Below are 22,958 nucleotides of genomic sequence, written 5' to 3'. Positions count from 1 at the left end.
AACCGCTGGGAATGTGAGGCGATGCGCCGATCTCCGGCACCTGGCCCAGGCCGGCCGCACCGCACCGCACCCGAACTGCAGGCTGAATCCCGCCACCAGCACCTGGCCGGCCGCGGACGGTACGTACGGCTCGGGGAGGAGGCCTCCGCGTGCCCCACCGGGCCGAGTTGGTCATCGGCGCGGGCGCCGTAGGACGGATCACGCCCGCCTCCTGACGTCGCTCACAGGCTCACCGGGGCGGGTGGGGTCGGTGCGCCGGAGGAAACATCTCGATAACGGACATGCCACGCAAGTTGTCATAAAGCACAGCAGCTCGTTATCGTCTCCTCCATATTCTATAGAATCTAGAATATGGAGGATCTGGATGAGCATCACGTCGCGAGCAGCGATCGTCGTTGACGCCGGCGGCGAGGTGCAGATCAGAACCTACGAGGTGCCCGACCCGGGGCCGGGGGAGTTCACGCTCGAAGTGGAGCTGTGCGGCGTCTGTGGCACCGACGCCCACGTCTACCAGGGACGGCTGCCGAGCATCGTGTTTCCCGCGCTGCTCGGACACGAGATCGTCGGCACCGTGGCAGCGCTCGGCGAGGGGGTGACGGCCGACCACCGCGGCCGCCCCGTCGCCGTCGGCGACCGCGTCGGCGTCTTCCCGGCCGTGAGCTGCGGTCGCTGCCACCAGTGTCAGGTGCGGCGCCGCCCCGCGAACTGCCCCGACCGCCGCCCCTCCTACGGCTTCAAGTCCCCGGTGACGACCCCGCCGCATCTGACCGGCGGGTTCGCCGAGTACCTGCACGCGGCCAACGCCGGCACGGTGTTCCACCGTACGGACCTGCCGCCTGAGGTCGCGGTGCTCCAGGAACCGCTGTCGGTCGCGCTGCACGGCATCGAGCGCGGCGGGGTCCGCCTCGGCTCGACCGTCGTCGTGCAGGGTGTCGGCGCGATCGGCCTGATGGCCGTGGTCGCCGCGCGCGCCGCCGGGGCCTCCAGGATCGTCGCCGTGGGCGCGCCTGCGGCACGGCTGGAGCTGGCGGAGGCGCTCGGCGCCGATGCGGTCGTGGACATCGCCGCGGTGACCGACGTTCCCGAGCGGCGGCGGGCGGTCTTCGACGCGCTGGGCTCGCCCGGCGCGGACTGCGTGATCGGCGCGAGCGGGTCCCCGCAGGCCTTCATGGAGGCCATCGGGCTGGTCACGGACGGAGGCGTCCTGGCCGAGCTGGGCAACTTCACCGACCGGGGCACCGTCGCGTTCAACCCCTTCAGCGACCTCCTGAAGCGTGACATCACCATCGCCGGCGTCTACGGCGCCGGCCCCGACATGCAGCGCAGGTACCACGAGGCGCTGCTCGTCCTGGAGCGCGGAGGCCGGCCGTACGACCGTGTGGTCAGCCACCGCGTGCCCCTGGAGCGGGTGGGAGAGGCGCTGACCGCACTCGGCGGCGGCTTCTCCCTCGACGGCCGGCCGATCGTCAAGCTCGCGATCGATCCCCGGGCCTGAGCCTCTTTTTCCGGCAATTTCCCCGTACAACCCCTTGAGAGGAGAACCGGCCATGCGCCGTTATCTCCGGCTGGCGGCGGCCGCCGCCGTCTTCAGCCTCACTGTCACGGCCTGCGGCTCGTCCGACGGTGACGACGCCTCCGCTTCCGACGGCGGTGGTCTGGGCACCGCGCAGAACCCGGTCTCGATCCGGGTCCTCGCCAACGACGCCTTCGCCAAGCAGTGGCAGGACCAGCTCGTCCCCGAGTTCACCAAGAAGTACCCGAACATCAAGGTCACCGTGGACGGCGTGCCGTACAACGACCAGATCGCCAAGACGATGCTGGAGCTGACCAGCCCAACCCCGACGTACGACGTGGTGGTCGCCGACGATCCCTGGGCTCCGCAGCTGGCCAAGACCGGTGGCCTGGCCGACCTGAAGACCGACCTCGCCAAGTTCACCGATGCGAACTACGACTGGGACGACATCGACCCCGCGGCCCTGGCGGCCGGCGAGTGGGACGGCCACCAGTACACCGTGCCGGTGCGCTCGAACCTGCTGCTGATGTTCTACAACCGCTCGCTGTACAAGAAGGCCAAGGTCGACGAGCCGACCCCGCAGACGACCTGGGAGCAGTACTTCAAGGACGCGGCCAAGCTCGTCCAGGACACCGACGGAGACGGCAAGACCGATTCCTGGGCGGTCGGCACCTACTTCACCAAGGACCCGCTGACGCCCACGATCTGGCAGACCGTGCTGAACTCGAACGGCGGCAAGCTGCTGGATGACAACCTGAAGGTGCAGTTCGACAACGAGGCCGGCGTCAAGGCGCTGCAGACGCAGATCGACCTGCTGAAGTACGCCCCGCCCGGTGCGGCCACCTACCAGTTCAACGAACCGCTGGAGGCGTTCCGGCAGGGCAAGGTCGCCACGATGTTCATGTGGGGCAGCGTCTACAAGGGCACGGCCGTCGACAAGGCGACGACCACCCTCAAGGAGGACGAGGTCGGGATCACCACGATGCCGGCCGGCAGCGCCGGGCCGGGCGCGCACCGCGGCATCTGGACGGCCGGCGTGGCCAAGAAGTCGACGCATCAGGCCGCCGCGTGGACGCTCCTGCAGTGGATGACTTCCAAGGAGGGCGAGCAGTGGATCGGCGCCAACCTCGGTAGCTTTCCCGCGCGTGACTCCACGCTGAAGGGCACCCCGCCCGCACCGTGGCTGAAGCCGGTCTACGCCGCGATCGCGGAGGGTTTCGACGCCGCCACCAAGGGCCAGATGTGGCGCCCGCGCCTGCCCGAGTCCGACGCCGTGCAGCAGATCCTCGCTCTGCAGACCAGCCGCGCCGTCTCCGGCCAGGCCACGGCCCAGGAGGCGATCCACCAGGCGGCCACCGACATCACCGCACTGCTCAAGTCCAAGGGCTACCAGCAGTGAGTGCGGTCCACACTTCGTCCTCCCGGGTTGGGGCCACGGGTCCCACCCGGGGGGTCGGGGGGCCTCCGCGGGCGCGACGACTCCGCCTCGGCGAGCCGGGCACGGCCTGGGTGTTCCTCACCCCGGCGATCGTCCTCCTGGCCGGCATGCTGCTGTACCCGATCATCTACACGGTCTGGACGAGCCTGTCCGACTTCGACCTGTCGACCTTCCAGCCCGGTGACTGGGTCGGGTTGAAGAACTACGAGGCGGTGATCAACGATCCCGGGTTCCTGCAGTCGCTGAAGGTCACCGGGGTCTACCTGGTGATCGCCCTGCCGCTGCAGCTCGTGCTCGGCTTCGCCATCGCGTTCCTGCTCAATGTCGAGTGGCGCGGCCGCGGCCTGCTGCGGGCGCTGTTCCTCATCCCGATGGTGGTCGCCCCGGTCGTCGCGGGCGGCGTCTGGCGGATGCTGCTCGACCCGCTGTGGGGAGTGGTGAACTACACGCTCGGCCTGGTGGGGATCGGGCCGGTCGAGTGGATCGGCGATCCCACTCTCGCCATGGTCAGCCTCATCCTCATCGACAGCTGGCGCTGGACGCCGTTCGTCGTCCTGGTCGCGTCGGCGGGCATCATGGCGCTGCCGTCCGACGTGTACGAGGCGGCCAGGTCGGACGGCGCGTCGCGCTGGCAGACGCTGCGGCACGTCACGGTGCCGCTGCTGGTCCCGGTGATCGCGGCGGCCTTCGTCGTCCGCTGGCTGGGTGCGGTCAAGATGTTCGACATCGCGCTCGCGGCGACGAAGGGCGGTCCCGGCCAGGCGACGGACGTCGTGAACCTCTACATCTACGAGAAGGGGTTCCGGGGGCTGGAGTTCGGGTCCGCGTCGTCGATGGCCACCATCGTCCTGGTCATCACCATGATCATCACCTTCTTCCTGTTCCGCCTGAGCCGTTATCTGGAGAACCGATGGTGAGCAGCGGCCGCCTGGGACGGGCGGCGGCGATCGGCGGGGCGATCCTGGCCACGCTCGTCTTCCTCTTCCCTGTGATCTACATGGTCAGCATCTCGTTCAAGCTGCCGCGCGACATCTTCACGGTGCCGCCGCGTTGGTTCAGCGAGCTGACCTTCGACAACTACACCAGCTACTTCCACCAGGCCCGGATCCTGCCCCGCATGGTGAACACCGTCATCGTGGCGGCCGGGTCGGCGATCGTCTCGATGGTCGCCGGCGCGATGGCCGGATACGCGCTGACCCGGATGCGGATGCGCGGCGCGGGCGTCATGGCGGGGCTCATCCTCGCCTCCCGCGCGGTGCCGCCGATCGCGCTCGTGGTGCCGATGTTCCTGGTGGCGCGGCGGCTCGGCCTGACCGACCAGTACATCACCGTGATCCTCGCCTACGTGACGTTCCTGGTGCCGTACGTGGTCTGGCTGATGCGGGCGTTCTTCCGGAGCCTGCCCAAGGAGCTGGAGGAGGCGGCGATGCTGGACGGCTGCGGCCGGTTCGGCGCCTTCTTCCGGATCATCGTGCCGTGCAGCCTGCCTGGGCTGATCTCCACGATGATCTACTGCATCATCCTCGCCTGGGAAGAGCTGCTCTTCGCGCTGATCCTCACCAACGACAAGGCGGTTACCATCCCGGTGGCCATCGCCGGCATCGCGGCCGACACAGAGAACGGCGGCCTGTGGGGGCCGCTGGCGGCTGTGGGCGTGCTCACCGTCCTCCCCGTGGTGATCTTCGCGCTCGCGGTGCAGAAGTACCTGGTCAAGGGGCTCGCGGACGGAGCAACGAAGGGATGAGGATCCGCGACGTCAGGGCACGGCTCATCGAGCTGCCCTATCCGCGCCCCTTCGTCCCGTCCTGGGCCCCCGAGGGCGCGCACCGGAGCATGTCCGCTGTGATCGTCGAGGTCGAGACGGACGAGGGAGTCGTCGGCGTGTCCGGCGGCGACATGGGCCACTCGACCGGGCCGCTGCTCCTGGAGACGATCAGAGGGTGGATCCGGCCGCGGCTGGTCGGCATGGACCTGTTCGCCACCCAGCACATCGCCAACCATCTCCGCTACGTCGCGGAGTACGTCTTCCCCCGCCCGTGGGTGGTGAGCGTTGCCGTCTGGGACGCCGTGGGCAAGGTGTGCGGCACGCCGCTGCACAAGCTCTGGGGCGGGCACACCGACCGGATCCGTGCGTACGCCAGTTTCGGGGAGGTCCGCGACCCGGCGCAGCGGGTCGAGGACGCGCTGCGCGTGGTGTCCGAGGGCTTCACCGGGCTCAAGCTGCGGGTGCACGCCGACACGGTGGACGAGGACATCGCCCAGGTGGCGGCGGTGCGCGAGGCGGTCGGCCCCGGCGTCGCCATCATGGTGGACGCCAATCAGGCCGCGGCCCGCTGGCGCTACCGGCCCGACGGCAGCCGGATGATGTGGGACTTCGACCGGGCACTCACCACGGCGAGGGAGTTGGCCGGCCTCGGCGTCACCTGGCTGGAGGAGCCGCTGCCCCGGCACGACTACCGGGCGCTGCGCGAGCTGACGGCGCTGTCGCCGATCCCGATCGCGGGAGGCGAGCACAACCGGGGCATCGGCCAGCTCGTCCGCCTGCTCGAGGACGACTGCTTCACCATCTACCAGCCGGACGCGAACGAGAGCGAGGACATCGCCGCCCTGCGCGACTTCGGCGCCATGGCGGCGGCGCGGCAGCGCCGGGTCGTCCCGCACGCGTGGGCGACCGGGCTCGGTGTCGCGGGCAACCTGCACCTTTCCGCCTCGCTGCCGACCTGCGACTGGCTGGAGTATCCGTACGACCCTCCGGTGATCGTGCCCGAGGTCTTCCACGTGATGCTCACCAAGCCGCTTCTCCCTGATTCCACAGGCTTCGTGGCCGTTCCCGAGGGCCCAGGTCTGGGTGTAGAGCTGGACCACGCGGTGATCGAACCGCTGACCGTCCAACGGGTCTGAGGGGTGTCGCAAACGATGACGGAAACGTTCCTCGCGCCGGACCGGCCGTTCCGGACCAAGGCGGAGCTCGCCGCCGAGCACATCAAGCAGATGATCATGTCCGGCAAGACCCCTCCCGGAACCAAAATCATCACGCGGGTGGTGGCCGAGGCCGTGGGCGTCAGCGACACCCCCGTGCGCGAGGCCATCAAGCAACTCGTCTCCGAGGAGTGGCTGGTGGAGCGCCCGCACATCGGCGCCGTGGTCGCCGAGTTCACGGTGGCCAACGTGCGGGAGCTGTACAGCATCCGGGCGGCGCTGACCGCGCTCGCCCTCGATCTGCACGCGGCGCCCCTCTCCGGCCAGCGGCTGGCCGCCGTGGACGAGGTCCTCGCCGCCTCCGAGCGGGCGATCGAGGGCGGGGACGTCGCTGCGTTCGCCCGGCTGAACCGGCGCTACCACTCGCTGCTGTGCGACACGGAGGAGTCCCGGATCGTGCACCGGATGCTGCAGGGGCTGTGGGCCAAGACCGAGACCGCGCAGCGCGGCTTCCGCCTGGTCCCCTGGCGGCTGCCGTTCTCCCACGCGGAGCACCTGGCCATCAGGGACGCGCTCGTCGCCGGTGACATCGCCCGCGCGAGCGAGCTGCAGCGCGCCCACGAGATGGCTGCCATGGCCGCATTGATCCAAGCAATGGACGCGAATCGAAGAAGGCAGGAATGAAGACAGGAAGGGCCCTCGTGGGAGGGCGCTGGCACACGGCCGCGGAGACGTTCGCGGTGACCAACCCGGCCACCGGCGAGACCGTGGCCGAGGCGGCCGAGTGCGGCCCCGAGGTCCTCGCCGAGGCGGTGGACGCGGCGGCGGCCGCGGCGCAGGGCTGGCGGGCGATGCCCGCCCACGAACGGGCCGGGATCATGCGCCGCGCCGCGGCCCTGCTGGCCGAGCGGGCGCCCGAGATCGGGGCCGTGCTGACCGCCGAGCAGGGCAAGCCGCTGGGCGAGGCCGTCGGCGAGGTAGTCGCGGGAGCCGACCACCTTCTGTGGTCCGCCGAGGAGACCCGCCGCCTGTACGGCGAGACGATCCCCTCCACCAGCACGGACACCAGGATCATGGTGCTGCCCGAGCCGGTGGGCGTCGTCGCGGGCATCACCCCGTGGAACTTCCCCGTGTCGATGGTCACCCGCAAGCTCGGGCCGGCGCTGGCGGCGGGCTGCACGGTCGTGCTCAAACCGTCCGAGCTGACCCCGATGTCGGCGGTAGCGGTGGCGGAGTGCCTCGCCGACGCCGGGTTCCCCCCGGGCGTCTTCAACCTCGTCACCACGACCAGGCCACAGGAGTTCACCGACGTCGTCATGGCCGACCCACGGGTGCGGAAGATCTCGTTCACCGGCTCGACCGCCGTCGGCAGGCATCTCATCCGGCAGAGCGCCGACGATGTGAAGCGGCTCAGCGTCGAGCTGGGCGGCCACGCACCCGTGCTGGTCTTCCCGGACGCGGACGTGGCGGCGGCAGCGGCGGGCGTCGCCCGGGCCAAGTTCATGAACGCGGGCCAGGCCTGCACCTCGCCCAACCGGATCTACGTCCACGAGTCCGTCGCCGAGGAGTTCACCGCGGAGCTGGCCCGCATCGCGGACGCGATCGTCGTGGGGGACGGCGCCGCCGACGGAGTCACGATGGGCCCGCTGATCGACGAGCGGGCGGTCGCGAAGGTGCGGCGGCACGTCGAGGACGCGCTGGCCGGCGGCGCCCGGCGGGTGACGGCGCGGGAGCCGGGCGAGCCCGGCGGGTGCTTCCACCCGCCCACCGTCCTGGTGGGGGTCACCGACGACATGCTCGTCTGCCGGGAGGAGACGTTCGGCCCGCTCGCCCCTGTGCTCACCTTCTCCGGGGACACCGGAGACGCCGAGGACGCGGTCGTGGCCAGGGCGAACGCCACGCCGTACGGGCTGGCGGCGTACGTGTGGACGCGGGAGCTGGCCCGCGTGGTGCGGGTCGCCGAGGCGCTGCGCTTCGGGATCCTCTCGATCAACGGCGCGCCGCTCGCGCCGCCGCAGGGGCCGTTCGGCGGGGTCAAGGGCAGCGGGTACGGCCGTGAGGGCGGCCATCACGGAGTGGAGGACTTTGTGGAGTGGAAGTACGTCAGCCTGGGACTGGGCCGATGACGGGCACGACAGCCGCAGCCGGGCCGGCGGACGTCTCCGCGCGGCGGGTGACCGAGCGCGAGATCACCAGCCGGGTCGATCTATGCCGCCCCGACGGGCGTCTCAACCCCGAGGCCGTGGGCTGGAGCCGTACCCCGCTGCACCGCGCCAACATCCGCGGCTGGGGCCGCACGATGCGCTGGGACTACTGGTGCGTCGCCACGCCGGAGCACATCTTCGCGTTCAGCGCGTCCAGCCTGGACTATCTGGCGGGCGAGTCCGCGTGGTACCTGGACCGGACGACCCGGCGCGACGTGGTGAGCCGCAGCCTGCTCGTGCCGGGCCACGGCCTGTCGTTCTCGCCGCGCGGCGGCGAGGGCAGCGTCCGGATCGGCCGGGGCGCGGTGCGGATCGCGGTGGACGAGACGGCCGAGGGCACCCGGCTGCGGGTGCGGTCCGCCGAGTTCGACGCCGACCTGCTGGTCCACCGGATCGAGGGCCGCGAGAGCCTGAGCGTGGTGGTCCCGTGGTCGTCGCGCCGGTTCCAGTACACGGTGAAGGACGTGGGCCGGCCCGCCGAGGGCACCGTAACGGTCAACGGGCGGCGGATCCGGTTCTCGCCGGAGGACGCGCGGGCCACGCAGGACCTCGGCCGGGGCCGCTGGCCGGGCGACATCGTGTGGAACTGGGGGGCCGGCTACGGCCGGGCCGGCGACCGTGAGATCGCCGTCCAGATCGGCGGCAAGTGGACCGACGGCACCGGCAGCGTCGAGAACGGCCTGATCATCGACGGCCGCCTGCACAAGATCAGCGAGGAGCTGGTCTGGCACTACGACACCTCGGACTGGATGGCCCCGTGGCGGATCATCGGCGAGCGGGTCGACCTGGTGTTCACCCCGGAGTACGTCCGCTCGGCCGATGTGCGGCGGCTCTACTGGATGCGCAGTCGCGAGGACCAGGTGTTCGGGCACTACAGCGGCACCGTCGTCGCCGACGACGGGACCGTGATCGATGTCGGCGAGTTGTTCGGGTGGGCCGAAGAGGTCCAGCGGCGCTGGTAGGGGGACGGTTCACGTGATCAACACAGACAAGAGGCCGGAGCCGTTCGCGGCCGGGCTGCCGTTCGGGGCGGGCTCCGCGCTCGACCCGCTGCGCAGGGACGCCGACCTGGCCGAGCTGAGCCGCGACCTGCTCGACGTTCTGGTGGTGGGCGGCGGCGCGACCGGCGCCGGGGCCGCGCTCGACGCGGCCTCGCGCGGCCTCACCACGGCGCTCGTCGAGGGCGGGGACCTCGCCTCCGGCACGTCGAGCAACTCCAGCCGGCTGTTGCACGGCGGCGTGCGCTACCTGGAGCAGATGGAGTTCGGCCTGGTGCGCGAGGCGCTGCATGAGCGCGGGCTGCTCCACGACCTCGCGCCGCACCTCGTGCGCCGGATGTCCTTCCTGCTCCCGCTCACCCACCGGGTGTGGGAGCGCGGCTACATCGGGGCCGGGCTCACGCTGTACGACGCGCTGGCGGGCATGGGCGACCGGCACGGCTTCCGCAGGCACCGGCATCTGACCCGGCGCGGGCTGCTGCGGCAGGTGCCGCAGCTCCGGCCGGACGTCGCGGTCGGCGCGCTCCGGTACGAGGACGGGCATGTGGACGACGCCCGTCTCGTCCTCACCCTGGCCCGTACGGCGGCGCGCGAGGGTGCCACCGTGCTCAGCCGGGTGAAGGTGACCGGCCTGACCGGCCGCTCCGACCACACGGTGGCGACCTGTGTGGACGCGCTGAGCGGTGAGGAGTTCCAGGTCCGGGCCCGCCGGGTGGTCCTCGCCACCGGGCCGTGGTCCGGGCTCGCGCAGAAGATGCTCGGCGCCGGCGCCATCCGGGTGCGCGCGTCCAAGGGCGTCCACCTGGTGGTCTCCCGGGAGCGGCTGCCGCTGGACAGTGCTCTCATCGTGCGCACGCCCAGCTCGGTGCTGTTCGTCATCCCGACCGGCGACGTCGTGCTGGTCGGCACCACCGACACGCCGTGGGAGATCGGCCCGGGGCCGGTGCTGCCGACCGGCGCCGACGTCCGCTACCTGCTCGACCAGGCCAACCAGTGGCTGCGCGAGCCGCTGCGCCGGTCGGACGTGCTCGGCGTGTACGCCGGGCTGCGGCCGCTCGTGGACCAGCCCGACCGGCAGAGCACGCAGTCGATCAGCCGCGAGCACGTCGTGCGGGAGGTCGCGCCCGGCTGCGTGGTCGTCGCGGGCGGCAAGCTCACCACCTACCGGGTGATGGCGCGCGACGCGGTGGACGCGGTCGTGCCCGGGCTGCGCGCCGCGCGCCCCTCCGCCACGGAGCACCTCGCCCTGGTCGGGGCGAACGGCTTCGCCCAGACGTGGACCCGCCGCGACGCGGCCGCGACCGCCGCCGGGCTGCCGGTCTCCGCCGTGGAACGGCTGGCCCGCCGGTACGGCTCGGATTATCCGGCGCTGCTCGCCATGGGGCGGCGGGATGCCGGGCTGCTGCGGCCGGTGCCGGGGGCGCCCTCGCTGCTGGCCGCCGAGGTCCTCTACGCCGCCAGGCACGAGGCCGCGATGACCGTGGACGACGTGCTGCTGCGCCGGAGCAGAGCCGGGCTGGAGACCGCCGACACCGGCACGGAGGCGGCCCCGCACGTGGCCGGGCTGCTCGCCGGGGCGCTGGGCCATACCGCCGAGTGGGCGCGGGAGCAGACGGAGGAGTACCTGCGCGCCGCCGAGGTGCGCCGCTCGGCGCTGGACCTGTCCGAGGACGCCGAGCTGGTGCCGCTGCTCGACGAACTGGCCGGGCGCAGGAGTGGTGCCGCGTGACCGTCCTCGCCATCGACGCCGGCACGACCGGCGTCACCTGCCTGCTGGTCGGCGAGGACGGACGGGTGCTGGCGCGCGGCCAGCGCGAGTTCCCGCAGCACTTCCCCGCCCCCGGGCTGGTGGAGCACGACCCGGACGAGATCTGGGCCGCCGTGCTCGCCGCGTCCTCTGACGCGCTCGCCGCCGCGTCCGCCGGCGGGCGGGCGGTGACGGTCTCCTGCGTGGGCCTGACCAACCAGCGCGAGACCGTCGTCCTGTGGGACCGCGGCACGCTGCGCCCGGCCACCCGCGCGATCGTGTGGCAGGACCGCCGCTCCGCCGGGGAGTGCGACCGGCTGCGGGAGCACGAGCCGCGGGTCCGCGAGCTGACCGGGCTTCCCCTCGACCCGTACTTCTCCGCGACCAAGCTCGCCTGGCTGAGCGCGAACCTGCCCGACGTCTGGGCGCGGGTGCGCGCGGGGCGGGTCGCGGTCGGCACGGTCGACTCCTACCTGCTGGCGCGGCTGACCGGCGGCCGGCTGCATGCGACCGACCCGTCCAACGCCTCGCGGACGCTGCTGCTCGACCTCGCCTCCGCCTGCTGGTCCGAGGAGCTGGCCGGCCTCTTCGGGGTGCCCCTGGGCGCGCTGCCGGAGATCGTCCCGTCGAGCGGGAGCATCGGCCGCACCGACCCGGAGCACTTCCTCGGCTTGGACGTGCCCGTCTCCGGCGTCGCAGGGGACCAGCAGGCGGCGCTGTTCGGACAGGCCGGGTTCGTGCCCGGCGCGATGAAGTGCACGTACGGCACGGGCAGCTTCCTGCTGGTCAACACGGGCGACCGGATCCCCCCGGCGGGGGCCGGACTGCTGTCCACCGTCGCGTGGCGGCTCGAAGGGCAGCCGGTGCAGTACGCCCTGGAGGGGTCGGTGTTCGTCACCGGCGCGGCAGTGCAGTGGCTGCGCGACGGGTTGAGGCTGTTCGAGCGCTCCTCCGACAGCGAAGCGCTGGCGGCGTCCGTCCCGGACGGCGGCGGGGTGGTCTTCGTCCCCGCGCTCACCGGCTTCGGCACCCCGCACTGGGATCCCCACGCCAGGGGCGCGATCCTCGGCATCACCCGGGGCACCACCGACGCGCACGTCGCCCGGGCCGTCCTGGACGGCATCGCGTACCAGATCCGCGACGTCGTGGAGGCGGTGACCGGAACGGCCGGCATTCAGGTGGACGGGCTCGCCGTGGACGGCGGCGCCTCGGTCAACGACCTGCTCTGCCAGATCCAGGCCGACCTCCTCGGACGGCCGGTCGTCCGGCCGAGGACGACCGAGACCACCGCGATGGGCGCGGCCCTGCTGGCCGGACTCGGGGCCGGGGTCTGGAAGGACCTCGCCGAGCTGGCCGAGGCGGGCGAGGGCCGCCAGGTGTTCACGCCCCAGCCGCTGCCGGACGACGGATACCGTCGCTGGCTGGACGCGGTGGACGCGGTGCGGAGGTTCGGATCCTGAGCGGGACGAGCACATCCGCAGTGGACCTTCGTTGTGACCCCCATAACGGCCCGCAGGAGTGGTCCCCCTAGGGGCGGGTGTTCAGATGTTTCTCGATGGCCTCCATAACGGCCTGTGGCGAGGTCGATCGGCTGAAGGTGGCGACGACGACCTGCTCGTTTCCGGGCTCCTTCGGTTGTTCGAGGTGGCGGAAGGTCGCGATCACATACTGGAGGGCGTGGTCGAGGGGACCTGAGGGATCGTAGGTGCCGCCGGCGCGCAGCCAGCCCCGCAGGACCTGGTTGTGCGCCGCGACGACCGAGCCGGCCATGAGTTCGGCGCGCAGGTCGGCGTCGGGGGTCCCGGCCAGCCACTTGCCGATGAACTCGCGGAACAGCCGCTGGTAGCGGGCGACGCTGGCGATCTCGCGGTCGCGGAGGGCCGGTACCCGGCCGACGAGGCGGTAGCGGCGCAGCGACACCTCCGCATCCTCCACGTAGTGCGCGAGCACGATGCGGACCGCGTCGGTCACCGCGACGAACGCCGTGTCCGCGGTCGAGGCCCGCAGGCGGGCGTTCACCTTCGCGAGCAGCGTGTCGTGGTCGGGGAAGATCGCGTCTTCCTTCGACCGGTAGTAGCGGAAGAACGTGCTGCGACTCACCCCCGCGCGGGCCGCGATGTCGTCGACGGTGGTCTCGTCGTAACCGTTCTCGTCGAACAGGGCCACCGCCGCTTCGGCGAGGCGGTGGCTGATGGACGGTGTGGCCATGCCGCCATTGTCGCGGACCCCGGGCTTGTCCACGCCTGCGAGACTGAGTATCGTCACTGCGAAACTCAGTCCTACCGCCGAATGTGGTGATCGATGGAACCGCGTGGCACCGCGGCCGGCCTCAGCCGACTCGAAGAGCGGCTGGACGAGGCGATTCGGGCCGCTGAGAAACGGGCGGCCGGCAAGCAGCACGCCAAGGGCAGGCTCACGGCCCGCGAGCGGATCGAGCGGCTGCTCGACTCCGGATCGTTCGTCGAGTTGGACGCCCTGGCCGTGCATCGCAGCACGTCGTTCGGCATGGAGCGCACCCGTGTGCCCGGCGACGGTGTGGTCACCGGCCATGGGACGGTCCACGGCCGCCCGGTCTGCGTCTTCTCCCAGGACTTCTCCGTGTTCGGCGGAAGTCTGGGCGAGGTATACGGCGAGAAGATCTGCAAGGTCATGGACCTGGCCCTGAAGATCGGGGCGCCGATCGTCGGCATCAACGAGGGCGCGGGCGCGCGCATCCAGGAAGGCGTCGTCTCGCTCGGCCTGTACGGGGAGATCTTCCGCCGCAACGTGCACGCCTCGGGCGTCATCCCGCAGATCTCGTTGATCATGGGGGCCTGCGCTGGCGGTCACGTCTACTCGCCGGCCCTCACCGACTTCACGGTCATGGTGGACGAGGCGTCCCACATGTTCGTCACCGGCCCGGACGTCATCAAGACGGTCACCGGCGAGGACGTGACCTTCGAGGAGCTGGGCGGCGCCCGCGTGCACAACAGCCGCAGCGGCAACGCCCACTACCTCGCCGAGGACGAGGACGACGCGCTCGACTACGCCCGCGCGCTGCTGTCGTACCTGCCGCAGAACAATCTCGACGACGCCGCGTCCTTCGAGGTCCCGGCGGACCTGGAGATCGACGAGGGCGACCGGGCCCTCGACACGCTCATCCCCGACTCGGCGAACCAGCCGTACGACATGAACGCCGTCGTCGCCGCCCTGCTGGACGACGGCGAGTTCCTGGAGGTGCAGGCGCTGTTCGCGCCCAACATCCTGGTCGGTTTCGGCCGGGTCGAGGGGCGTTCTGTGGGCGTCGTCGCCAACCAGCCCATGCGACTGGCCGGCACGCTGGACATCGATGCATCGGAGAAGGCCGCCCGGTTCGTGCGCACCTGTGACGCGTTCGGCATCCCGGTGCTGACGCTCGTGGACGTGCCGGGCTTCCTCCCCGGCACCGACCAGGAGTGGAACGGCATCATCCGGCGCGGCGCCAAGCTCCTGTACGCCTACGCCGAGGCGACCGTGCCGCTGGTCACCGTCATCACCCGCAAGGCGTACGGCGGGGCGTACGACGTCATGGGGTCCAAGCACCTCGGCGCGGACGTCAACCTGGCCTGGCCCACCGCCCAGATCGCCGTGATGGGCGCCCAGGGCGCGGTCAACATCCTGCACCGCAGGACGCTGGCCGCATCAGACGATCCCGACGCGCTGCGAGCCGAGCTGGTGCGTGAGTACGAGGACACCCTCGCCACGCCATACCTGGCGGCCGAACGCGGCTACGTCGACGCGGTGATCGCGCCCCGCGACACCCGGCGGGAAGTCGTCCGCGCGCTGCGGATGCTGCGCGGCAAACGGGTCGCCCTGCCGCCCAAGAAGCACGGGAACATCCCGCTGTGACCGGGTTCCGTGTGATGAAGGGCGCTCCGTCGCCCGAGGAACTGGCCGCGCTGGCCGTGGTGCTGCTCGCGGCGCGGCAGACCGGCCCGGTCGCACCGCCGGCATCCTCCGGCTGGTGCGTTCTGGCGCGGCGGCACGCGATGCGCCGCCCGCTCGCCACAGGCCCGCAGGGGTGGCGGGAGTCGAGATGGAACCGTGGAGGACTTCTGTGAGCACGACCATGCGGAAGGTGCTGATCGCCAATCGCGGTGAGATCGCCGTACGGATCGCCCGGGCCTGCGCAGACGCCGGGATGTCCAGTGTCGCGGTCTACGCCGACCAGGATCTGGACGCGCTGCACGTGCGGGTGGCCGACGAGGCGCACGCGCTCGGCGGGCAGAGCCCGGCCGAGACCTACCTCGACATCGACAAGATCCTGTCGGTGGCGAAGAAGACCGGCGCCGACGCCGTCCACCCCGGATACGGCTTCCTCGCCGAGAACGCCGGCTTCGCCCAGGCCGTGCTGGATGCCGGCCTGATCTGGATCGGCCCGCCGCCCTCGGCGATCACCGCGCTGGGCGACAAGGTCCAGGCCCGGCACATCGCGCAGCGCGTGGGCGCCCCGCTGGTGGCCGGAACCCCCGACCCGGTCTCCGGGGTGGAAGAGGTCGTCGCCTTCGCCCAGCAGCACGGCCTGCCGATCGCGATCAAGGCGGCCTTCGGCGGCGGCGGGCGCGGACTCAAGGTCGCCCGCACCTTGGAGGAGATCCCCGACCTGTACGAGTCCGCGGTGCGCGAGGCCGTCACCGCCTTCGGACGCGGCGAATGCTTCGTCGAGCGCTACCTCGACCGGCCGCGCCACGTGGAGACCCAGTGCCTGGCCGACACCCACGGCAACGTCGTGGTCGTGTCCACCCGCGACTGCTCCCTGCAGCGCCGCCACCAAAAACTGGTCGAGGAGGCCCCCGCGCCGTTCCTGACCGGGGAGCAGCTCGACCTCCTCTACTCCTCCTCCAAGGCGATCTTGGCCGAGGCCGGGTACGTCGGCGCGGGCACGTGTGAGTTCCTCGTCGGCCAGGACGGCACGATCTCCTTCCTGGAGGTCAACACCCGGCTGCAGGTCGAGCACCCGGTCAGCGAGGAGGTCGCCGGCATCGACCTGGTCCGCGAGATGTTCCGCATCGCCGACGGCCAGGCCCTGGGCTACGACGACCCCGTGCTGCGCGGCCACTCCATCGAGTTCCGCATCAACGCCGAGGACGCGGGCCGCAACTTCCTGCCCGCGCCGGGCACGATCACCTCGATGCGGGTGCCGTCCGGCCCCGGCGTGCGGCTGGACGGCGGTTATGAGACCGGCATGAGCGTGCCGCAGGCGTTCGACTCGCTCGTGGCCAAGCTGATCGTCACCGGCGCGACCCGGGCCCAGGCGCTGGAGCGCTCACGCCGGGCCCTGGCCGAGTACGAGATCGGCGGCATGCCGACCGTGCTGCCCTTCCACCGGGCCGTGGTGGACGACCCCGCCTTCACCGGCGAGCCGTTCACGGTGCACACCCGGTGGATCGAGACCGAGTTCGCCAACGAGATCCCCGCGTATGAGGGGGCTGTGGAGGCGGCCGAGCCCGCCGAGCGCGAGCGGATCACGGTCGAGGTCGGCGGCAAGCGCCTGGAGGTCGTCCTGCCCGCCGGCCTGGGCACGCAGAACCCGGGCGCGGCCGGCGGCCCCGGCCCGGCCAGGAAGGCGACGCCCCGGCGCTCCGGCGGAGGCGCCGCCAAGAAGGCCGCCGCGAGCGGCGACTCCCTCGTCAGCCCGATGCAGGGCACGATCGTGAAGGTCGTCGTCGCCGACGGCGACACCGTCGAGTCCGGCGACACGATCGTCGTCCTCGAAGCGATGAAGATGGAACAACCGCTCACCGCACACAAGGCAGGCACGGTGGTCGGCCTCTCCGCTGACATGGGCGCGACCGTGGCCGCGGGCGCGGTCATCTGCGAAATCAAGGACCAGGCGTGAGCGGCGCCGGGTTCCCTTCCGCCACCCGGGAGCAGTGGCGCGAGCTTGCACGGGAGGTCCTGCGCCGGTCGGGCCGGGAGACGGACTCGCCGGAGCAGGCGCTGGCGAGCACGACCTACGACGAGATCATCGTCGCCCCGCTCTACGACGCCACGGACCTTCCCGAGATGCCGGGGTTGCCCGGGCTCGCGCCGTACGCGCCGGGGGGCCGCGGGCTCGGCGGCCGGTGGGAGGTGCGGCAGCGGCACGAGGTCGCCGATCCGGAGGCCGTGATGGCCGATCTGGAGAACGGTGTCGGCTCGCTCTGGCTGGCGGTCGGCCCGGAGGAGTTGCCCCGGGTCCTCGACGGCGTGCGCCTGGACTGGATCTCGATCACGCTGGACGCGGGCGACCGGACCCGGGAGGCGGCGGATGCGCTGTTGTCGCTGGCCGCCCGGCGCGGCGTCCCCGCCTCGTCGCTGCGGGGCTGCCTCGGGGCCGATCCCCTGAGCCGCCCGGGCCCCGTCGGGTCCGGTCTCGCTGAGATGGCCGTGCTCGCGCGGCGCTGTGCCGACGGCCTGCCCGGCGTGCGCGCCGCCGTCGCCGACGCCACGATCTATCACGAGGCCGGTGGCAGCGACGCCGAAGAACTCGGCTGCTCGATCGCGACGGGCCTGGCCTACCTGCGGGCGCTCACCGGTCACGGACTCGGCGTGAGTGAGGCCTTCGGCCAGCTGGAGTTCCGGTACGCCGCGACCGCCGACCAGTTCGCCACTATCGCGAAGCTGCGGGCGGCCCGGGTGCTGTGGGCGCGGGTGGCGGAGGTCTGCGGCGGGCCGCCCGGTCAGTTCCAGCACGCGGTCACATCGGCGGCGATGACGACCCGTCGGGACCCGTGGACGAACATGCTGCGTACGACGCTGGCGTCTTTCGCGGCGGGCGTGGGCGGGGCCGACGCGGTGACCGTGCGGCCGTTCGACGACGCGCTCGGCCTGCCGGACGGCTTCTCCCGCCGGATCGCCCGCAACACCTCAGTGCTGCTGGTCGAGGAGGGCCACGTGGCCAGGGTGACCGACCCGGCGGCCGGGTCCTGGTATGTCGAACGTCTCACCGCCGACCTCGCGGAGAAGGCCTGGCAGTGGTTCCAGGAGATCGAGGATGCGGGCGGGATGGCCGCGGCGCTCGCCTCGGGACTCGTGCACGGAAAGGTCGCACGGACCAGGGAGAGCAGGTCGCGCGACATCGCGCGCCGGAAGGCGCCGATCGTCGGGGTCAGCCAGTTCCCGGACCTGTCCGAGGCGCCGCCCGCCCGCACCCCCACGCCGAGGTTGCCCGAGGGCGCGCTGCCGAGGATCCGCCACGCCCAGGAGTTCGAGGACCTGCGCGACCGGGCCGAGGCCCTGCCCGTCCGGCCGAAGGTGTTCCTGGCCGCCGTCGGCCCGGCGGGGGAGCACGGAGCCCGGGTGTCGTTCGCGGCGGGACTGTTCCAGGCCGGCGGCATCGAGACGGTCACATCGAGCCCGGCCACCGACCTGGACGCGATCGCGGAGGAGTTCGCCGCGAGCGGCAGCGCGGTGGCGTGCCTGTGCTCCGGCGACGCGCTGTACGCCGATCACGCGTCCGCAGTCGCGCATGCGTTGCGCGAGGCGGGCGCGGTCAGGGTCTGGCTGGCCGGCAAGGGCCGGTACGACGGCGTGGACGGGAACCTGTACGCGGGGTGCGATGTGCTCGACGTGCTGCGCACGACCCTCGCGGTTCTGGAGGTGGACGAATGATCCCGGACTTTCGAGGTGTCGGTCTGGCCGGAGCCGCGCGACCGGACACGCCGCCCGAGATCGGCGACAGCGCGTGGGACAGCCCGGAGGGCATCCCGATCAGGCCGTTCTACACGCGCGATGACCTGGAGGCGCCGGGCGCGGCGGGGGAGTACGACGCGCGGACCTATCCCGGCATCGCGCCGTACGTGCGCGGGCCGTACCCGACGATGTACGTGACGCGGCCGTGGACGATCCGCCAGTACGCCGGTTTCTCCACGGCGGAGGAGTCCAACGCGTTCTACCGGCGCAACCTCGCGGCCGGGCAGAAGGGTCTGTCGGTGGCCTTCGACCTGGCCACGCACCGGGGCTACGACTCCGACCACCCGCGGGTCGCGGGCGATGTCGGCATGGCGGGCGTGGCCATCGACTCGATCCTCGACATGCGGATCCTGTTCGACGGCATCCCGCTGGACCGCATGAGCGTGTCGATGACGATGAACGGCGCGGTCCTGCCGATCCTGGCGCTGTACATCGTGGCCGCCGAGGAGCAGGGGGTGAAGCCGGAGCAGCTCAGCGGGACCATCCAGAACGACATCCTCAAGGAGTTCATGGTCCGCAACACCTACATCTACCCGCCGGGCCCGTCGATGCGGATCATCTCCGACATCTTCGCCTACACCTCGGCCAATATGCCGCGCTTCAACTCCATCTCCATCTCCGGCTACCACCTCCAGGAGGCCGGGGCCACCTGCGACCTGGAGCTGGCCTACACCCTGGCCGACGGGGTGGAGTACCTGCGCGCGGGGACCGCCGCCGGCCTCGACATCGACGCCTTCGCGCCCCGGCTGTCGTTCTTCTGGTGCATCGGCATGAACTTCTTCATGGAGGTGGCCAAGCTCCGCGCCGCCCGGCTGCTGTGGGCGGGCCTGGTGAAGGGCTTCGGCGCCAAGGACCCCAAGTCGCTGGCACTGCGCACGCACTCTCAGACCTCCGGCTGGTCGCTGACCGCCCAGGACGTCTACAACAACGTGGTGCGTACCTGCCTGGAGGCGATGGCGGCCACCCAGGGGCACACCCAGTCGCTGCACACCAACGCCCTGGACGAGGCGCTGGCCCTGCCGACCGATTTCTCCGCCCGGATCGCCCGCAACACCCAACTCGTACTTCAGCACGAGTCGGGCACCACCCGGGTCATCGACCCCTGGGGCGGCTCCTACTACGTCGAGGCCCTCACCCGGCAGCTCGCCCGCAAGGCGCGGCAGCACATCGCCGAGGTGGAACAGGCGGGCGGCATGGCCAGGGCGATCGAGGCCGGGCTGCCCAAACTCCGCATCGAGGAGGCCGCCGCCCGCACCCAGGCCCGCATCGACTCCGGTGTCCAGCCGGTGATCGGCGTCAACACGTACCGCACCGACGCCGAACCGGAGGTGGAGGTGCTCAAGGTCGACAACACCGCCGTACGCGCCCGGCAGGTCGAGCGGCTGCGCAGGTTGCGGGCCGAGCGGGACGCCGAGGCCGTACGCGCCGCGCTGGACGCGCTCACCCGCGGGGCGGCCACCGGCGGCAACCTGCTGGCCCTGGCGGTGGACGCGGCCCGGGCGCATGCGACCGTGGGGGAGATCTCCGACGCGCTGGAGAAGGTGTTCGGGCGGCATCAGGCGAACGTGCAGACCATCTCCGGGGTGTACCGGCAGGAGATGGGTTCGGGGGCCGACGTCGTCCGCGAGGCCAGTGACCGCTTCGCCGAGGCCGAGGGGCGGCGCCCGCGGATTCTGGTGGCCAAGATGGGCCAGGACGGCCACGACCGGGGCCAGAAGGTGATCGCGAGCGGCTTCGCCGATCTGGGGTTCGACGTGGACGTGGGCCCGTTGTTCCAGACCCCGGCCGAGGTCGCCCGCCAGGCGGTCGAGGCGGACGTGCACATCGTCGGGGTCTCGTCGCAGGCCGCCGGGCACCTCACGCTGGTGCCCGCCCTGCGCGAGGAACTGGCGGCCGCGGGCGGTGACGACATCATGATCGTGGTGGGTGGTGTCATCCCGCCCGGCGACGTCCCCGCGCTGCTGGACGCCGGGGTCACGGCCGTCTTCCTGCCCGGCACCGTCATCACCGACGCCGCCCTCGACCTCGTGCGCGAGTTGTCGGCCCGGCTTGGCCACGACCTCGCGGCCTGACGCGCTGGCGACCGCCGAATTCAGTGAGAGACCCGGGAACGCGGGGGCACCGTGCCCATTGGCGGTCACGTCTCAATGCCTTATGAAGTGGAGGGACTCGTGCTCTGGGTAGCGATTGCGGGCCTCGTCGCGACCGCTGTGGCGGTCGTGTTGGCGGGCCGTCGCGTGCTGTTCCTCTATCGGCTCGCCCGCAGTGGCCAGCCGGCCCCGGAGCGCATCGAGTACGCCAGGGAACATGTGGGCGCCGAGGTCAAGGCCCAGTTGGTCGAGGTCTTCGGTCAGCGCAAGCTGCTGAAGTGGACGCCGTCGGGCACCGCGCACTTCTTCGTCATGTGGGCGTTCTTCATCCTGGCCACGGTCTACCTGGAGGCCTACGGCGCGCTCATCCAGGGCGCCATAACCGGTAAGCCGGATTTCCACATCCCGCTGATCGGGACCTGGCCGGTGCTGGGATTCCTGCAGGACTTCATCGCGGTCGCGGCCCTGATCGGCCTGATCGCCTTCGCCGTCATCCGGATCAAGAACTCGCCCAAGAAGCTGGGCCGCGGCTCCCGCTTCTCGGGTTCGCACCTGGGCGGGGCCTGGTTCGCGCTGTTCATGATCTTCAATGTGATCTGGACGATGTTCCTGTTCCGCGGGGCGGCCGTCAACACCGGCAACCTCCCCTATGAGTCGGGGGCGTTCGCCTCGGACGCGGTCGCGAAGATCCTGCCCGACAGCGAGGTGCTGGAGGCCGTCGGCCTGCTGCTGCACATCGGCGTCATGCTGGTGTTCCTGGTCTTCGTGGTGAACTCCAAGCACCTGCACATCTTCACCGCGCCGTTGAACGTGTTGTTCTCCCGCCGCCCCGACGGGCTGGGCCCGGCCCAGCCGATGCGCAGCGGCGGCACGGTGCTGGACTTCGAGGAGGCCGACCCCGAGACGGATGTGTTCGGCCGCGGCAAGATCCAGGAAACGAGTTGGAAGGGCTTCCTGGACTTCTACACCTGCACCGAGTGCGGCCGCTGCCAGTCCCAGTGCCCGGCGTGGAACACCGACAAGCCGCTGTCGCCCAAGATGCTCATCCTCGACCAGCGTGACCACGCCTTCGCCGTCGCGCCGTACCTGCTGGCCGGGGAGAAGGACAAGGAGAGCTTCCCGCAGGATGTGCTGGCCCTGCTGGACAAGCCGCTGGTCGGCGAGGACGGGGTCATCCACCCCGACGTGTTGTGGTCGTGCACCAACTGCGGCGCCTGTGTGGAGCAGTGCCCGGTCGACATCGAGCACATCGACCACATTCTCGACATGCGCCGCTACCAGGTGATGATCGAGTCGTCGTTCCCGTCCGAGGCCGGGGTGATGCTCAAGAACCTGGAGAACAAGGGCAACCCGTGGGGCATGTCGGAGATGAAGCGCGCCGAGTGGATCGAGGAGCTCGCCACCTCCGTGGACGGACAACACGTCGAAGTCCCCATCGTGGACTCGACAATGCCCGAGGATGTGGAGTACCTGTTCTGGGTCGGCTGCGCCGGCGCACTGGAGGACCGGGCCAAGAAGACCACCAAGGCGGTGGCCGAACTGCTGCACATCGCCGGGGTGAAGTTCGGCGTGCTCGGCCCGATGGAGGCCTGCACCGGTGACCCGGCCCGCCGCCTGGGCATGGAGTTCCTGTTCACCATGCTCGCCCAGCAGAACATCGAGACGCTGAACGAGGCCGGGGTCAAGAAGATCGTGGCGACCTGCCCGCACTGCTTCAACACCCTGGCCAATGAGTATCCGCAGCTGGGCGGCACCTATGAGGTCGTGCACCACACCCAGCTGCTGGCGCACCTGGTCGAGGAGGGCAGGCTCACCCCGATCAACCCGATCGAGGAGAAGATCACCTACCACGACCCGTGCTTCCTCGGCCGGCACAACAAGGTCTACGCCCAGCCGCGCGACATCATGGCCAAGGTGCCCGGCGTCCAGGCCCAGGAGATGCACCGCTGCAAGGAACGCGGATTCTGCTGCGGCGCCGGCGGCGCGCGCATGTGGATGGAAGAGCGCATCGGAAAGCGCATCAACACCGAGCGCGTGGACGAGGCGCTGACCACCGACCCGGACACCGTCTCCACCGCCTGCCCGTTCTGCCTCGTGATGCTCGGCGACGCGATCAACGAGAAGAAGAACGCCGGTCAGGCCAAGGAGTCACTGGAGGTCGTGGACGTCGCCCAGCTCCTCATCAAATCCATCAAGGGCCAGCCGGTGCCCACCACATGATCGCCTGATGAGACTCGACGGGCGCGGACCTTGACGGCACGGGCGTACGTGATAGCTGCCTATCAGCTCCTGGTTACCCACCTGGGCACACAAGATCAGGATCTATGGCCGGAGTGCTCAGCCGTCCTCAGCCGCCG

General features: G+C 71.2%; 17 protein-coding genes. 16 read left to right on the top strand and 1 reads right to left on the bottom strand.

Annotated features, from left to right (window positions below; translation table 11 throughout):
- Window positions 1–364: 364 nt before the first annotated feature.
- The 10 genes from ACQEVJ_RS27335 (at window position 365) to ACQEVJ_RS27290 (ending at window position 12,279) form a co-directional block, all read left to right on the top strand.
- On the top strand, window positions 365–1,495 hold the full coding sequence (locus ACQEVJ_RS27335) for a zinc-binding dehydrogenase (protein WP_433105818.1): 1,131 nt from the start codon (window positions 365–367) through the stop codon (window positions 1,493–1,495).
- 52 nt (window positions 1,496–1,547) lie between these two features.
- On the top strand, window positions 1,548–2,912 hold the full coding sequence (locus tag ACQEVJ_RS27330; RefSeq protein ID WP_433105816.1) for an ABC transporter substrate-binding protein: 1,365 nt from the start codon (window positions 1,548–1,550) through the stop codon (window positions 2,910–2,912).
- Window positions 2,913–3,022: 110 nt separating this feature from the next.
- On the top strand, window positions 3,023–3,868 hold the full coding sequence (locus tag ACQEVJ_RS27325; RefSeq protein WP_433105814.1) for a carbohydrate ABC transporter permease: 846 nt from the start codon (window positions 3,023–3,025) through the stop codon (window positions 3,866–3,868).
- Entirely contained in the window at window positions 3,862–4,695 is an 834-nt protein-coding gene (locus tag ACQEVJ_RS27320; RefSeq protein ID WP_433105812.1) for a carbohydrate ABC transporter permease, read from the top strand. Before ACQEVJ_RS27325 ends, ACQEVJ_RS27320 begins: the two co-directional genes overlap by 7 nt.
- The gene (locus ACQEVJ_RS27315) at window positions 4,692–5,852 is read left to right on the top strand and encodes a mandelate racemase/muconate lactonizing enzyme family protein (protein WP_433105810.1); all 1,161 of its coding nucleotides are present in this window, start codon (window positions 4,692–4,694) and stop codon (window positions 5,850–5,852) included. Before ACQEVJ_RS27320 ends, ACQEVJ_RS27315 begins: the two co-directional genes overlap by 4 nt.
- A 15-nt stretch (window positions 5,853–5,867) precedes the next feature.
- Window positions 5,868–6,554 (top strand): GntR family transcriptional regulator, encoded by a 687-nt coding sequence (locus tag ACQEVJ_RS27310; protein ID WP_433105808.1) that lies wholly within the window; start codon window positions 5,868–5,870, stop codon window positions 6,552–6,554.
- Window positions 6,551–7,996, top strand: a complete 1,446-nt coding sequence (locus ACQEVJ_RS27305) for an NAD-dependent succinate-semialdehyde dehydrogenase (RefSeq protein WP_433105806.1) — start codon at window positions 6,551–6,553, stop codon at window positions 7,994–7,996. Before ACQEVJ_RS27310 ends, ACQEVJ_RS27305 begins: the two co-directional genes overlap by 4 nt.
- On the top strand, window positions 7,993–9,036 hold the full coding sequence (locus ACQEVJ_RS27300; RefSeq protein WP_433105804.1) for a DUF2804 domain-containing protein: 1,044 nt from the start codon (window positions 7,993–7,995) through the stop codon (window positions 9,034–9,036). The genes ACQEVJ_RS27305 and ACQEVJ_RS27300 overlap by 4 nt, the downstream gene beginning before the upstream one ends.
- Before the next feature lie 13 nt (window positions 9,037–9,049).
- Window positions 9,050–10,801: a glycerol-3-phosphate dehydrogenase/oxidase gene (locus ACQEVJ_RS27295; protein ID WP_433105802.1), complete on the top strand. Its 1,752-nt coding sequence runs from the start codon at window positions 9,050–9,052 to the stop codon at window positions 10,799–10,801.
- Window positions 10,798–12,279 (top strand): FGGY family carbohydrate kinase, encoded by a 1,482-nt coding sequence (locus ACQEVJ_RS27290; RefSeq protein WP_433105800.1) that lies wholly within the window; start codon window positions 10,798–10,800, stop codon window positions 12,277–12,279. Before ACQEVJ_RS27295 ends, ACQEVJ_RS27290 begins: the two co-directional genes overlap by 4 nt.
- A gap of 67 nt (window positions 12,280–12,346) precedes the next feature.
- Here ACQEVJ_RS27290 and ACQEVJ_RS27285 read toward each other — a convergent pair whose 3' ends face one another.
- Entirely contained in the window at window positions 12,347–13,027 is a 681-nt protein-coding gene (locus ACQEVJ_RS27285; protein ID WP_433105798.1) for a TetR family transcriptional regulator, read from the bottom strand.
- A gap of 93 nt (window positions 13,028–13,120) precedes the next feature.
- Here ACQEVJ_RS27285 and ACQEVJ_RS27280 point away from each other — a divergent pair, with 93 nt between their 5' ends.
- From ACQEVJ_RS27280 to ACQEVJ_RS27255, 6 genes are all read left to right on the top strand, one after another.
- Window positions 13,121–14,686 carry an acyl-CoA carboxylase subunit beta gene (locus tag ACQEVJ_RS27280; RefSeq protein WP_433105796.1) on the top strand — a complete coding sequence of 522 codons (1,566 nt, stop codon included), beginning with the start codon at window positions 13,121–13,123 and terminating at the stop codon, window positions 14,684–14,686.
- Window positions 14,683–14,898 (top strand): acyl-CoA carboxylase epsilon subunit, encoded by a 216-nt coding sequence (locus ACQEVJ_RS27275; protein WP_433105794.1) that lies wholly within the window; start codon window positions 14,683–14,685, stop codon window positions 14,896–14,898. The genes ACQEVJ_RS27280 and ACQEVJ_RS27275 overlap by 4 nt, the downstream gene beginning before the upstream one ends.
- A gap of 8 nt (window positions 14,899–14,906) precedes the next feature.
- A complete protein-coding gene (locus ACQEVJ_RS27270) occupies window positions 14,907–16,676 on the top strand; it encodes an acetyl/propionyl/methylcrotonyl-CoA carboxylase subunit alpha (protein ID WP_433113005.1) in 1,770 nt (589 codons plus the stop codon).
- Entirely contained in the window at window positions 16,673–18,430 is a 1,758-nt protein-coding gene (locus tag ACQEVJ_RS27265) for a methylmalonyl-CoA mutase family protein (protein ID WP_433105792.1), read from the top strand. Before ACQEVJ_RS27270 ends, ACQEVJ_RS27265 begins: the two co-directional genes overlap by 4 nt.
- On the top strand, window positions 18,427–20,583 hold the full coding sequence (gene scpA, locus ACQEVJ_RS27260; protein ID WP_433105790.1) for a methylmalonyl-CoA mutase: 2,157 nt from the start codon (window positions 18,427–18,429) through the stop codon (window positions 20,581–20,583). Before ACQEVJ_RS27265 ends, scpA begins: the two co-directional genes overlap by 4 nt.
- Window positions 20,584–20,682: 99 nt before the next feature.
- Complete coding sequence (locus ACQEVJ_RS27255; protein ID WP_433105788.1) at window positions 20,683–22,821, top strand: (Fe-S)-binding protein; 2,139 nt, start codon at window positions 20,683–20,685, stop codon at window positions 22,819–22,821.
- Window positions 22,822–22,958: the final 137 nt, after the last annotated feature.

The sequence above is a fragment of the Microbispora sp. CA-102843 genome (genome assembly GCF_050936215.1).
Lineage (GTDB): Bacteria > Actinomycetota > Actinomycetes > Streptosporangiales > Streptosporangiaceae > Microbispora.
This window is presented reverse-complemented; position numbering and strand designations above follow the sequence as displayed.